12 protein-coding genes are annotated in these 13,135 nt (G+C 61.7%); 10 read left to right on the forward strand and 2 right to left on the reverse strand.

From position 1 onward, the window contains the following. Positions 1-66: 66 nt before the first annotated feature. The 7 genes from ACTHL0_RS21585 (at position 67) to ACTHL0_RS21615 (ending at position 8,589) form a co-directional block, all read left to right on the forward strand. Positions 67-546 (forward strand): nuclear transport factor 2 family protein, encoded by a 480-nt coding sequence (locus tag ACTHL0_RS21585; RefSeq protein WP_440568938.1) that lies wholly within the window; start codon positions 67-69, stop codon positions 544-546. Positions 547-857: 311 nt separating this feature from the next. Further along, complete coding sequence (locus ACTHL0_RS21590; RefSeq protein WP_440568939.1) at positions 858-2,303, forward strand: carbohydrate porin; 1,446 nt, start codon at positions 858-860, stop codon at positions 2,301-2,303. Positions 2,304-2,321: 18 nt separating this feature from the next. Next, positions 2,322-3,458: a hypothetical protein gene (locus ACTHL0_RS21595; RefSeq protein ID WP_440568940.1), complete on the forward strand. Its 1,137-nt coding sequence runs from the start codon at positions 2,322-2,324 to the stop codon at positions 3,456-3,458. 1 nt (position 3,459) lies between these two features. Continuing rightward, complete coding sequence (gene efeB, locus ACTHL0_RS21600) at positions 3,460-4,764, forward strand: iron uptake transporter deferrochelatase/peroxidase subunit (RefSeq protein WP_440568941.1); 1,305 nt, start codon at positions 3,460-3,462, stop codon at positions 4,762-4,764. Between the two features lie 78 nt (positions 4,765-4,842). Continuing rightward, complete coding sequence (locus ACTHL0_RS21605) at positions 4,843-5,868, forward strand: iron ABC transporter substrate-binding protein (RefSeq protein WP_440568942.1); 1,026 nt, start codon at positions 4,843-4,845, stop codon at positions 5,866-5,868. Further along, positions 5,869-7,473, forward strand: coding sequence for an ABC transporter permease (locus ACTHL0_RS21610; protein WP_440568943.1), 1,605 nt, complete (start codon positions 5,869-5,871; stop codon positions 7,471-7,473). Between the two features lie 39 nt (positions 7,474-7,512). After that, positions 7,513-8,589 (forward strand): ABC transporter ATP-binding protein, encoded by a 1,077-nt coding sequence (locus ACTHL0_RS21615; protein ID WP_440568944.1) that lies wholly within the window; start codon positions 7,513-7,515, stop codon positions 8,587-8,589. Positions 8,590-8,653: 64 nt separating this feature from the next. Here ACTHL0_RS21615 and ACTHL0_RS21620 read toward each other — a convergent pair whose 3' ends face one another. Beyond that, positions 8,654-8,989, reverse strand: a complete 336-nt coding sequence (locus ACTHL0_RS21620; RefSeq protein ID WP_440568945.1) for a hypothetical protein — start codon at positions 8,987-8,989, stop codon at positions 8,654-8,656. A gap of 42 nt (positions 8,990-9,031) precedes the next feature. Between ACTHL0_RS21620 and ACTHL0_RS21625 the strand changes: the two genes are divergently transcribed. The 3 genes from ACTHL0_RS21625 (at position 9,032) to fusA (ending at position 12,550) form a co-directional block, all read left to right on the forward strand. Further along, positions 9,032-9,544, forward strand: coding sequence for a hypothetical protein (locus ACTHL0_RS21625; protein ID WP_440568946.1), 513 nt, complete (start codon positions 9,032-9,034; stop codon positions 9,542-9,544). Positions 9,545-9,676: 132 nt separating this feature from the next. Then, positions 9,677-9,916: a hypothetical protein gene (locus tag ACTHL0_RS21630; RefSeq protein ID WP_440568947.1), complete on the forward strand. Its 240-nt coding sequence runs from the start codon at positions 9,677-9,679 to the stop codon at positions 9,914-9,916. Positions 9,917-10,498: 582 nt separating this feature from the next. Then, positions 10,499-12,550: an elongation factor G gene (fusA, locus tag ACTHL0_RS21635; RefSeq protein WP_440568948.1), complete on the forward strand. Its 2,052-nt coding sequence runs from the start codon at positions 10,499-10,501 to the stop codon at positions 12,548-12,550. Positions 12,551-12,764: 214 nt separating this feature from the next. Here fusA and ACTHL0_RS21640 read toward each other — a convergent pair. Next, positions 12,765-13,135: hypothetical protein (locus tag ACTHL0_RS21640; RefSeq protein ID WP_440568949.1), on the reverse strand; the 371-nt coding region annotated here is incomplete at its 5' end.

Below are 13,135 nucleotides of genomic sequence, written 5' to 3' on the forward strand. Positions count from 1 at the left end.
ACGCCCTGCGGGTGCGGTGTACGCTTTCCCCCTACCGCTTCCGCCATTCTCAAAGGAGATCCCTGGATGTCTTCGCCTGCAAACATTCGCCCACCGCTTCCGCCGTTCACACGGGAAACGGCGATCGAGAAAGTCCGGCTGGCCGAAGATGGCTGGAACAGCCGCGACGCCGCCAAGGTTGCTCTGGCCTATTCGCTCGATACGAAATGGCGCAATCGCGCGGAGTTTGCGAACGATCGCGCCGAAGCGCAGGCGTTTCTCGAGCGCAAATGGAACAAGGAACACGAATATCGCCTGATCAAGGAACTGTGGGCGTTCGGCGGAAATCGGATTGCCGTGCGCTACGCCTACGAGTGGCACGACGATTCCGGCAACTGGTTCCGTTCCTACGGCAACGAGAATTGGGAGTTTGGGGAAGACGGCCTCATGCAACGCCGTTTCGCGTCAATCAACGATCTGCCGATCGAGGAATCGGAGCGAAAGTTTCGTTGGCCGCTGGGCCGCCGTCCCGATGACTATCCGGAATTGAGTGACTTGGGCCTCTGAACACACGTGCGAGTCGTGCGCAGCGCCGCGCGTTTTGCGTGCCGGCGCGTGCCGCGGTGGCCGTATCGTGACTGACGTTCAAGAGTTCAAGAACAAGAGAATACAAGAACGAGCCGAAAGCAAATTGAAATATTCACACAAACAACAAATGCGAACGGTTCGCATTCCTATTTTCATTTCCAGTTTTAATCAGTACAATCCGTTCCCATTACACATATCGCCCCGAACAACAGCGAGAGTGTGCGCCGGCACTTCTGCCTTGTGCCGGCAAACCGCGTGCGTCATCTTGCCGAACAACAAGAGGAGTTTCGATGAGGTTCAGTCCAGCCGCGCGTAAGAACGCCCGCCCGTTGGCGCGTTGCGCCGTTCTCGCCTGGAGCGCTTTCGCTTCCTGCGCGGCCCTTGCCGCCGCTTCGCCCGATGCACTGCCGCAGGATCAAGAAGCGGACCTCAGCATCCAAGCGCAACCCACGAATCAATGGACCGGCCTTGCCACGCGCCAAACGCTGCTGGGCGATATGGGTGGCCTGCGCCCGTTTATCGGCAAGTACGGCGCAACGTTCACGATGACGGAAACGAGCGAGTACCTCTATAACCTGCGCGGCGGGCTCGCCACCGGCGGTGCATACGACGGCTTGACGACAGCCACCGTCAGTATCGACACGCAAAAGGCATTCGGGCTGCCCGGCGGCACGTTCAACGTCAGCGGCTTGCAGATTCACGGTCACAACCTGAGCCAGTACAACCTCGGCACGTTGAACACCGCAAGTGGCATCGAAGCCGACGACACCACTCGCCTTTGGGAGCTCTGGTATCAGCAGTCGCTCCTCAACGGCCGCGTCGATTTCAAGGTCGGGCAGCAAAGTCTCGATCAAGAGTTCATGGTCAGCACGTACGCGAACACGTTCGTGAACACGATGTTCGGCTGGGCCGGCCTGCCCTCTTACGACATGCCTTCCGGTGGTCCCGCTTATCCGTTGTCGGCGCTCGGCGTTCGCGTACGCGGCCAGATCACGCCCTCTCTCACGGCGCTGGCAGGCGTCTTCGACGGCAATCCGGCACCCGGCGTGGGCGACTCGCAACGCCTCAACGGCAGCGGCACGAATTTCAATCTGCACAACGGTGCGCTGTTTATCGGCGAGTTGCAGTATGCCGTCAATCAGCCAAGCGAAGGCCAGATGGACTTCGGCAAGGGCGGCGGATTGCCCGGCACCTATAAGGTCGGAGTCTGGTACAACAACGAGCGATTCGCCGATCAACGCTTCGACAATACGGGCGTCTCGCTGGCGAACTCGACCACCGGTACCGCCGCTCAGCACAAAGGCGACTACAGCTTCTACGCGGTGGCCGATCAAATGGTGTGGCGCCCGAACCCCGACTCGCCGCGCAGCATCGGCGTATTCGCGCGCGTGATGGGCGCACCGGGCGACCGCAACCTTGTCAGCGTCAGCGCGAACGTCGGGGTCGTCATGAAAGCGCCGTTCAAGGGCCGCGATAACGACAGCGTCGGCCTGGGCCTCGCTTATATCAAGGTGGGCAACCATGCAGCCGGGCTTGACGCCGACAGCGGCAACAGGGTGCGCGGCAGCGAGACGGCGCTCGAAGCCACCTATCAATACCAGGTCACGCCGTGGTGGGTACTGCAAGGCGACGCGCAATACACGTTCAACGCGGGCGCAGGCCAAAGCCCCGCCGATCCGACACAAACGCTGCGCAACACGTTCGTCGTCGGCGTGCGTACCACCATCACCTTCTAATTTCGCCGGGGCCCCGACATGAAACTCATCCCCATTGCCCGCGCCGTCACGGCTGCGGCCCTCCTCGCGCTTGTTTCGACCGTGTCGCAGGCGGCGCCGCAAGGGTTTCTCGAAACGATCCATCGGCACACGACGCTCATCAACACGGTACCTGAGAACGGCGATCAGAACCCGTACGCGATTGCGGTCGCACCGGCTTCGGTGGGCACGGTCAAAGCCGGTGACGTGCTCGTCGGCAACTTCAATAACGCAGCGAATCTGCAAGGCACAGGCAGCACAATCGTCGATTACCACCCCGATACGAAACAGATGTCGGTGTTCGCGACGGTCCCGCGCGACTTGAAAGGATGCCCTGGCGGCATCGGCCTGTCCACAGCGATGACGATGCTCAAATCGGGCTGGGTCATCGTCGGCAGCACGCCGAGCAACGACGGCACCACCGCGACGAAAGGCGCCGGCTGTCTGATCGTGCTCGACAGCAGCGGCAAGGTTGCGTCCACGCTGACGAGCGAAAACATCAACGATCCGTGGGGCAATATGGCTGTCGTCGACAACGGCGATACCGCCACGCTGTTCGTCAGCAACGCCGGCTTCGGTGTCGGCGGCGCGAACCCGGGACCGGACGGCGAAGTGCCTGTATTCAAGCAGTCGACGGTCTTGCGTCTGGATCTGGAGATCAAGCCCGGCCAGGCGCCCGTCGTCAAACAGCAAACGGTGGTCGCCAGCGGTTTTGGCGCCCAGGCGGATAAGGGCGTCTTCCTGGTCGGGCCGACGGGGCTGGCGTTATCGAGCGATCAAAAGCAATTGTTCGTCTCCGATGCGATCGGCAACCGCATCACCGTGATCGACGATCCGATGACGCGCGAAACGAGTGCCGGTGTCGGCCGCCAACTGACGGCCGATGGCTTCTTGCACCGCCCCCTCGCGATGGCCACGGCACCGAACGGCCATCTGCTCGTCACGAACGCATTGAACGGACAAGTCGTCGAAATCGACCCGGCGAACGCGACGCAGCTCTACGCGCGCTGGATCGATACCGACAAGGCGCAATCCCCGCCGGGCAGCGGCGACTTGTTCGGTATCGCGATGACGCCGCAAGGCGACGGCTTCTACTATGTCGAAGACGACGTCAACACACTCGTATTGGCGAAGTGACATGGCACACGACGACACCTCGCCCAAACACGCTGCACGGCGCGCCTTCCTGAAGGCCGGCGCCGCCACAGCCGCAGCGGGCGCACTGGGTGCGGCCACGACAGCGCACGCGGCTGCCCATGCGCATCGCGCCGAGGCTCAGCAAGACCCGATGACGGCTACCGAGCCGTTCTTCGGCGAGCACCAAAGCGGCATCGTGACGCCGCAGCAGCGCCACACGTACGCGGCCGCGTTCGATTTGACGACGGACAAGCGCGCCGATGTCATCAACCTCCTGCGCGAATGGACCGACGCCGCGGCGCGGATGACGCGTGGCGAAGCGGCCCGTCCCGAGAAACCGGGCGATGGGGGCGACGAAAACCCGCCTGCCGATTCTGGCGAAGCACTCGATCTTGGCCCTGCTGGCCTCACGATCACATTCGGTTTTGGCCCGGGCCTCTTCATGCACGAAGGCAAGGACCGCTACGGCTTGGCTGGCCGGCGCCCCGCCGCCCTGATCGACCTGCCGCGCTTCAACGGCGATCAGCTCCTGCCCGCCAAATCGGGCGGCGATTTATACGTCCAAGCCTGCGCCAATGATCCGCAGGTGGCCTTCCATGCCGTGCGCCAGCTCGCGCGCATCGGGTACGGCGCCATTCAAATGCGTTGGGGCCAAGCCGGTTTCCTATCGGGTGCCCGCGGCAAAACGGCACGCAACCTGATGGGCTTCAAAGACGGCACCAACAATCCCGCGCCCTCGGACCCGGCGCTGATGGCGCAATTCGTCTGGGCCGGTGCCGAAGGTCCGGCGTGGATGCAAAGCGGTACCTATACCGTGGTTCGACGCATTCGCATCACGCTCGAACACTGGGATCGGATGCAGCTCGGTTTTCAAGAGCAGGTGGTCGGGCGGCATAAACTCAGCGGCGCGCCGATCGGCAAACAGCACGAATTCGATCCGGTCGATCTCGACGCCGTCGATAAAGACGGCAACCCGGTGATTCCGGACAACTCACACGTGCGTCTTTCGAATCCCGGCAGCAACGACGGCCAGCGGTTGCTGCGTCGTGCCTACTCCTACAACGACAGCACGGACTTCTACATCGAACGTTGGCCGCCTTGGCGCCAGGAAACCGAGTTCGACGCTGGCCTGCTGTTCATCGCCCACCAGCGCGATCCGCGCACAGCCTTCGTTCCGATCAACGAGAAGCTCGCGAAATTCGACCTGATGAATCAGTTCACGACGCACGTCGGCAGTGCGATCTTCGCGTGCCCGCCCGGCGCGAAGCCGGGATCGTTCATCGGTGCCGGCCTGTTCGACGCTTGAATACTTCGATCAACATGATCACAATCGCCGCGGGAAAGACTCGCCGCGATTGAACCATCACGCCCTGGAAAAACCGAAATGATGCAATCCCGATTTGGCAAACGCGTAAAGACGATCGTCGCCACGCTCGCAGTCGCGGCTGTCGGCAGCGCCCCCTGCTTCGCCCACGCCGAGTCCATCACCCTGTACAACGCCCAACACGAACAATTGGTGGGGCAGCTCGCCAAGGAATTCACGAAGGAAACGGGCATTACGGTTCATATCCGCAGCGGCGAAGGCCCCGCACTGGCGGCACAGCTCGTGGCCGAGGGTTCGGCCACGCCGGCCGATGTCTACTTCACCGAAAACTCGCCCGAACTGATGCTCCTCCAGGAGAAGGGCCTGCTCGGTACCGTCGACAAATCAACGCTGGCAACGGTGCCCGCCCGCTTCAATTCTCCGAGCGGCAACTGGGTGGGCGTATTCGCACGCGAAGACGTCTTGGCGTACAACACCACGTTGGTGCCGCAGGGCCAACTACCCGCTTCGTTGATGGACCTGGCAAAGCCGCAATGGAAGGGCAAGGTTGGCGTGGCACCGAGCGATTCCGATTTCCTTCCGCTCGTGAGCGGCGTGCTCGCCGCCAAGGGGCATGACCAGACGTTGGCCTGGCTCAAGGGCCTGAAGACCAACGCGCAAATCTTCGACGACGATGAAGGCGTCGTTGCCGCAGTCAACCGCGGCGCGGTCGCAACGGGCATCATCAATAACTACTACTGGGATCGCCTCTACACCGAACTCGGTAAAGACAAAGTGCGCAGCGCAATCCACCACTTCGGCCATGGCGACATCGGCGCGCTCATCAACGTCTCGGGTGCCGCAGTGCTCAAAAGCGCCCACAACGCGGCCGGCGCACAACGCTTCCTGGCCTACCTCGTCGGCAAAAACGCTCAGTCGCTCATGGCGGCAGGTCATATCGGCTACGAATATCCGCTGAACGCGAGCGTCGCGCCCGATCCGATGCTCAAGCCCTTCAACGAATTGCAGCCGCCCGCTCTGACGGTCGAACAACTCGGCGACGACAGTCAAGCCGCCAAGCTGCTGCGCGAAGCAGGCCTGCTGTAAATGAGTCAGGCGGCAGTGCGAGCGCGCCAAAGCCAATCACTGCGACGAGGACGCGACCATTCGCATCGTCCTCGCGCGTTGTCGATCGCGGCCACGCTGGCTGCGCTGCTCGTCCTGTTGCCGATCGGCTTCACCGCATGGCGGGCAATCACCTTCGGAATCGGCGATACACTCGATCTCCTGCTGCGTCCGCTCGTGGGCGAATTGCTGGCGAACACAGCGCTGATCACCGTCGCCACGACGGCGGCGTCCGCCGTGATCGGCACATCGGCGGCGTGGTTCGTCGAACGCACGGTCCTGCCGGGGCGCAAGCTCTGGGCTGGGCTGATGGTAGCGCCGCTCGCCATGCCGCCGTTCATCGCAAGCTATGCGTGGGTGTCACTCAGCTTGAACTTGCAAGACTTTGGCGGCGCGCTGCTCGTCGTCACGTCCACTTATTTCCCGCTTGTTTATTTGCCTGTCGCTGCTGCGCTGCGTGGAATGGACCCGGCGCTCGAGGAAACGGCGCGCTCGCTCGGCTGTGGCCGGCGGGAGATTATTCTACGCGTGGTCCTGCCACAGCTTCGCCCCGCGCTCTTCGGTGGAATGTTGCTCGTCGCACTCGGTGTCATGTCCGAATTCGGCGCGTTTTCGCTGCTGCGTTTTCGTACGTTTACAACCGAGATCTACGCGGAATACCGCACGAGCTTCGACGGCGGCGGCGCATCGATGTTTGCCTGCGTGCTGATTGTTCTCGGGCTCGCCTGTATCGCATTCGAACACCGCATACGCGGCCACGCGCGCTACGCTCGGATCGATCGCGGCACCCGCCGCGCGGTATCGCGATATGCGCTCGGCCATTGGCGCTGGCCTGTGCTTGCAGGCTTTGCGCTGATCAGTATCGTGACCTTGGGCGTTCCCCTTGGGACCATCGGCTACTGGCTGACCCAGCACGGCGCGGCCGCGGTGACGCCAACCGAAGTATCGGCTGCGTCGCTGCTGGAGGCCGCCAAGACGTCGGTGAGCTTGGGCCTGAACGCGGCGATCGTCACCACTGCCCTCGCCCTCCCGCTCGCCTTTCTGCTCGTGCGCCATCCCGGGCGATATGCCGCGTGGCTCGAGCGTATCGTGCTACTTGCGCAAGGCGTGCCGGGGCTCGTGATCGCACTCGCGCTGGTTTCGCTGGCCGTGCGGGTCGCAACGCCGCTTTATCAAACCACGACGCTATTGGTGGCCGCCTATGCGACGCTGTTCCTACCGCTTGCGCTGGTGAGCGTTCGTGCGTCGCTGCTCCAGATTCAGCCGAAACTCGAAGAAGCCGCTCGCTCGCTGGGGCTCGGCACGGTGCCCATCCTCGCCCGCGTCCTGCTGCCCCTCGCGCGTTCCGGCCTCGGGGCGGCAGCGACGATGGTATTCATCTCCGTCGTCACCGAACTCAACGCGACACTGCTGCTTTCGCCGCTCGATACGCATACGCTAGCCACACAGGTATGGAGCGATACGGCAACACTCGCCTTTGCCGCAGCGGCGCCCTACGCGGCGTTGCTCGTCGGCATTTCGCTCGGGGCATCGGCCCTGCTATTCACCTTCCTCGGGCGGTCCGTCGCGGCGCGCGCCGACTTCTGACATGCGACGATTTGTTCGGCCGCCGGCCATGACACTCCAATGAGCGACCTCACGATACGTGGCCTGCACAAGGCATTCGGCGGCCATGCCGTGCTGCGCGGCGTCGATCTTTCGGTCGCGAACGGCAGCTTGCTCGCCCTGCTCGGTCCGTCCGGCAGCGGCAAAACGACACTGCTCCGGACCGTCTGCGGGTTCGAGCGCGCAAGCCGCGGGACGATTGAAATCGGCGGCCGTCAAGTAGAAGGAGAAGGAATCTACGTCCGCGCCGAGGCCCGGCGCATCGGCTACGTCTCGCAAGAAGGCTCGCTCTTTCCGCACCTGAGCGTCGCGCAGAACATCGTCTTCGGTCTGCCCCGTCAACAACGTAGCGCGGGCTATCGTGTGGACGAACTGCTGGCGCTCGTCGGTTTGCCGGCGTCTTGCCGCGATCGGCCGCCGCACCAATTGTCCGGTGGCCAGCAGCAGCGTGTAGCCCTTGCACGCGCGCTCGCCCCATCGCCCTCGCTCGTCATGCTCGACGAACCGTTTTCCTCGCTCGATGCGTCGCTGCGCGCGGAAACCCGGGAGGCCGTTGCGGAGGCCCTTGCGCACGCGGGTGCGACCGCCGTGCTCGTTACGCACGACCAATCTGAAGCGCTTTCGATGGGGCATGAAGTGGCCGTGCTATGGGACGGCCGGTTGATTCAAACCGCGACGCCCGACGCGCTTTACCGCCGCCCGGTTTCGCGCGAGGTTGCGTCGTTCGTCGGCGAAGCATTGCTGCTCCCCGGCACGGTCGAACAAGGCGAGGTGCGATGCGCGCTTGGGCGGCTGAAATTGTCCGATCCGGATAGGCAGGCAAGTGGCCCCGTCGATGTGATGATTCGGCCCGAGCAAATCCAAGTCACCCTGCAAGAGGCTTCGGAGGGCTCCTCCGGGAATGACCGGTGCCTCGCCCACGTTGAGGCGGTGACGTTCTATGGACACGACGCGCGCTTGAGCCTGCGGCTCGAACGCGCCTCGGCGCCTTTGGGCAATGACATGGTTTACGCCCGAGTGCCGGGCCACCGCGTGCCGGCCCTCGGCACGCTCGTCCGGGTATCCGTTGACGGAGAGGTGGTCGCCTACCCGCATTAACCGTGCCGCTGCCGGGACGCGAGCGGGCCGCAAGCGCCTCGGCAGTCGCGTGTCGCGGACGCAGCTAAACCACCGACAGGACACGCGCCGGCCCCTGATACGCCGGCATGGTGCGCGGCTCGTGCCGGACGACCGGAACGACCTCCGACACCGACCGATGTACCCGCCACCATACGGCCTTGCCGCGTTCGGGCAGATCGTCGAAGAGGACAGTGCGTTTGCGCAAGATGCGAAATTGGTCGTCCATTGCACCGAGGTAGCCGGCACGGTTGACCAGCGTGACATAGTTGACCGCGCCATATTTCACATGGGGAGAGAATTCCCCGGCCGGCGTGGCGCGCCCATCGCGGGCAATGGCGAGTTCGCTCGAATACGAAAGCAGCCAAGTGCACGCGTCCATTCGCGCCGGCCGTCTTTCTGCCATGATTGACCGGTCGTCCAAATGACTGACCGCGAGCATTCGCGATTGCCCTTTGTCGTCGACAAGTTGCAAACGAATGCGGTCCGCGAATGCAATTGGATCGCCCCACTTCCGTTTACCGCCGATGGACGGCAGCACGCGCCATTGGTAATCGCTCCCAGGGTGTTTGTCCGCCTCGGCCACTTCCGTCGACAAGAGCAACGGGTGACGCCTGCCGACATTGCGGGGGACGATTCCCAGGAACAAATGTTCGTCGCACTCGCAGCTTTCCAGTACGATGAGATCACCATACCGCACGAATTCGCTCATATTACGCCCTCGGTTTTTGCTTTGATAAATAAACGTGTCGAACTTGAAGCAACAGCACAGACCACAGTGGAATTACCGGCCTGTCTAAATATGTGCAACGCAACATCGAACAAAATCTGCCTACGCGCATCCCTCGGCCACGAGCTGGCCGAAATCTCAAACCCGCATCTCAAACCCAGTGAATCAGACGACTACCTTGACTTCGCGCCATACGACGCGAAGTGAAATGAAACTCGCGGCACCCTTGCGTAAATCGGATACGGCCGGCGCGGATCGGGCCTATGGAGTGCCGAGCGTCGCACCCGCGTTGTGCTGCGCGCACTGCTGCGATTGATGCTTTGCTTCGAATCGCAATCCATGTCAGGTGCCTCGCAATCGATACGACGCCCCGGCGGCGACTTCGCCGCCGCCCATACTGCAATGCTTTCCCCTGTGATTCGCTGCAAGACGCGAAAATCTCGTCGTCTTGCAGCATTCGGCGCACCCTTCTTATTTTCAGCAGGTCAGTATTCCGATGCGGCTTCCCGTTCAATTTATCCTGCCCGCAGGCATCATCTCGATTTCCACGATCATTATAAAATTTTTAACTTGAAATGAAATTTAGTAAGCGACCGATTGTGTGTCAAGCGGAAGCACAAGTTTCGTGCCTCGATTGAAGTCATGGTGCCCGCCGCATTTTCCACATTTTCAAAGTTTGGCGCCATCGACTACGAATCTTGGCGAAATTCACCGGAAGTATCGAGTCCGGCGACACAGGAAGTTGCCACATAGCTAATGGATTCGCACTTCCACCGATGCGGCATTTGACAATTGTTATGTATTCGTCGGACGAGAAAATTACACCTCCGAATTGATCAAGCTTCTTTTAGCTCAAGAAAGATCCGAAATTTAATAATTATTGAGACTCCAATATCTCAGTGAATTATGGAATCTCTTCCAAAAATCACAAATCGCCCCGTTGCTTAAGGTTCCGATAAGGTTGCGTTGCGGGCGGAAGGTTAACGTGGCCTGGAGTATGGACGGTCGTGATCCGTCCCACTTGCGCCGTGTCGGCCCGGTGCGCCATGCCCAACGCCGGCCGGGGCCGTATCCGAGCCCGCATATCGGCGCAGTGCCGGGTGGCGGCGCGATGCTTTTTCGCCAATAATTCCCCCATCGCGATCGCTGGACGGGGCGACAATGGACTACCCACCTGAAGCCATTCGTACCATCGCGTTGGTCGGCCACGCCGGTTGCGGCAAGACCTCGCTGATCGAAGCGCTGCTGCACTGCAGCGGCGCGATTCACGCCGCCGGCAGCATCGAGCGCGGCACAACGGTCTGCGATTTCGATCCGCTCGAACGCAAGTACCACCACTCCCTCAGTTCGGCCGTCGCGCACCTCGATTACCAGGACACGCGCGTCTATCTCGTCGACACCCCCGGCTATCCGGACTTCTCGGGGCTTTCACTCGGCGCCCTATCCGCGGTGGAAACGGTCGCTCTCGTGATCAATGCGCGCACCGGCATTGAAATGACGACGCGCCGCATGATGGCGTGGGCCAAGGCGCGCAAGCTCTGCACGATCCTCGTCGTGAACGGCATCGATGCGGAGAAAGTCGATCTGCCGTTGCTCGTCGAACAGATCCAGGAGACATTCGGCAAGACATGCCTGCCGATCAACCTGCCCGCGCGGCAAGCTCATGAGGTTGTCGATTGCTTCTTCAATCCTTCGGGTGACGCCGATTTCCTGTCGGTGGCGTCCGCCCATGATGCGCTGGTCGATCAGGTGGTGGAACTGGATGCTGGCTTAATGGAGCTTTACCTGGAGCAAGGCCAGGCGATCAGACCCGAACAACTGCATGCGCCGTTCGAACAAGCGCTGCGCGAGGGGCATTTAATCCCGATCTGTTTCACGTCCGCGGCGACGGGTGCGGGTATCGAGGCGCTATTGGACGTATTCGTTCGCTTGCTGCCTAACCCGCTCGAAGGCAACCCGCCTTTGTTTTATCGCGACGTCGACGATCACCGGGAAACCGTGCAAGCGCAGCCCGATGCCGGAAGACACGTGCTCGCCCACGTGTTTAAAATCGTCGTCGACCCATATATTGGAAAAATGGCGGTATTCCGCATCCACCAGGGGACGGTGCGGCGCGACGGACAACTGTATATCGGTAGCGCGCGCCAGCCCTTTCGCGTCGCGCACCTCATGCGGTTGCAAGGCAAGGATCATATCGACATCGTCAAGGCAGGCCCAGGCGATATTTGCGCGACGGCGAAAGTGGACGAAATCGCCTACGACGCAGTGCTGCACGATGCGCCGGAAGACGGCAACATCCATCTCGCCCCGCTGGCCTTCCCGAATCCGATATACGCGCTCGCGATCGAGCCAGAACGGCGCGGCAATGAACAGCGCCTGTGGGAAATCTTGCAGAAGCTGGCCGCCGAGGATCCCTGCTTGCGTATCGAACATCCGGTGGGCACGAACGAAACCGTCGTTCGGGGGCTTGGCGAGCTTCATCTCCGTCACATGCTTGAACGGCTGACCGACCAATACAAGCTGCCTGTTATCACGCGTCCGCCGAAGATCGCCTATCGCGAAACGATCGGCTCGGTTGCCGAAGGCCATCACCGGCATAAGAAGCAAACGGGCGGAGCTGGGCAGTTCGGGGAAGTCATGTTGCGCGTGGAGCCGCTGCCGCGGGGCGCGGGGTATGAATTTGTCGATGCGGTCAAAGGTGGCGCGATTCCGGGGCAATTCATGCCGGCCGTCGAGAAAGGCATTCTTCAGGTCATCGAAAGCGGGCCGCTTGCGAGTTTCCCGATGCAGGATATTCGCGTGACGGTGCACGACGGCAAGCATCATCCTGTCGATTCGAAAGAAGTGGCATTTGTTGTTGCGGGGCGGAAAGCGTTTATCGACGCCGTGCTCAAGGCGCAGCCGGTTTTACTGGAGCCTATCGTCGATTTTGAGGTGACGGCGCCCGAAACGGCGATGGGGGACATCATCGGCGATCTATCGTCCAGGCGCGCGCAGGTGCAGGGGTCGCGTCCGCTTGGGGGACATATGGTGGCGGTGGCGGCTAAGGTGCCGCTGTCCGAGTTGGCGGAGTATCAATCTCGCTTGAATGCGATGGCCGGTGGGGATGGGAATTACAGTATTGAACTCAGTCACTACGATCCCGTGCCGCCAAATCAGCAGGATAAGCTGGCGGCGATGTATCGGCGGCAAGAGGAAGGTGGTACGGGGTGACCGTCGCGGGGTGTATCGCGCGAATGAGTGCTTAGCCGGGCGCCTCGATGCACATCACGCTTGATTTGCTCCGAGTGCACGGCCGCCATCCATCCATGGCCACAGCCTGGTTGTAGAGCACTTGCTGACGCATGTCGTCCAAAACGGGGCGCAGGGCCTCACTGATCCGCTTCGAAACGTCGGCCGAGCAGATATTGGCAGGGCTCCGGTCGCGTCATTGGCGAGACGCTTTCAGCTCACGCCCTTCAAGCGAATAGCGGCTTTCATAGCTGAGAAACGTGCTGTCGACCTTGGCCCCATCTGGCAGCGACAGCACTTTGAGCTTTTCAGGCAGCGTGATGATGTACTCCTCTCGGGTTGTACCCGGCAGGCACACCGTATCTTGAGGCTCGACCGGCAGCAAGGCTTGCTCCGCAAAATGCGCGACCGCCGCCTCGGTGTACAGCCAAGGCTTGATGCTGAGCCCGCCCGATCCTGGATAGCGGACCGCCTTTCGCACTTTGAACGTTCCCTTATAGGAAAAATGGTCCACCAGCAGATGCGGGTTATCGAAATCAAAGGTGCCGTCGGCCTCAAAGCCATCAC

The sequence above is a fragment of the Trinickia sp. genome, from assembly GCF_051961175.1.
Taxonomy (GTDB): Bacteria; Pseudomonadota; Gammaproteobacteria; order Burkholderiales; family Burkholderiaceae; genus Trinickia.

Bases quoted from the DNA above. Each gene is read 5' to 3' on its own strand.
- efeB (WP_440568941.1), top strand. From the start codon at position 3,460: ATGGCACACGACGACACCTCGCCCAAACACGCTGCACGGCGCGCCTTC.
- ACTHL0_RS21605 (WP_440568942.1), top strand. From the start codon at position 4,843: ATGATGCAATCCCGATTTGGCAAACGCGTAAAGACGATCGTCGCCACG.
- fusA (WP_440568948.1), top strand. From the start codon at position 10,499: ATGGACTACCCACCTGAAGCCATTCGTACCATCGCGTTGGTCGGCCAC.
- ACTHL0_RS21625 (WP_440568946.1), top strand. From the start codon at position 9,032: ATGACTGACCGCGAGCATTCGCGATTGCCCTTTGTCGTCGACAAGTTG.
- ACTHL0_RS21590 (WP_440568939.1), top strand. From the start codon at position 858: ATGAGGTTCAGTCCAGCCGCGCGTAAGAACGCCCGCCCGTTGGCGCGT.
- ACTHL0_RS21595 (WP_440568940.1), top strand. From the start codon at position 2,322: ATGAAACTCATCCCCATTGCCCGCGCCGTCACGGCTGCGGCCCTCCTC.
- ACTHL0_RS21585 (WP_440568938.1), top strand. From the start codon at position 67: ATGTCTTCGCCTGCAAACATTCGCCCACCGCTTCCGCCGTTCACACGG.
- ACTHL0_RS21620 (WP_440568945.1), bottom strand. From the start codon at position 8,989: ATGGACGCGTGCACTTGGCTGCTTTCGTATTCGAGCGAACTCGCCATT.
- ACTHL0_RS21615 (WP_440568944.1), top strand. From the start codon at position 7,513: ATGAGCGACCTCACGATACGTGGCCTGCACAAGGCATTCGGCGGCCAT.
- ACTHL0_RS21610 (WP_440568943.1), top strand. From the start codon at position 5,869: ATGAGTCAGGCGGCAGTGCGAGCGCGCCAAAGCCAATCACTGCGACGA.
- ACTHL0_RS21630 (WP_440568947.1), top strand. From the start codon at position 9,677: ATGTCAGGTGCCTCGCAATCGATACGACGCCCCGGCGGCGACTTCGCC.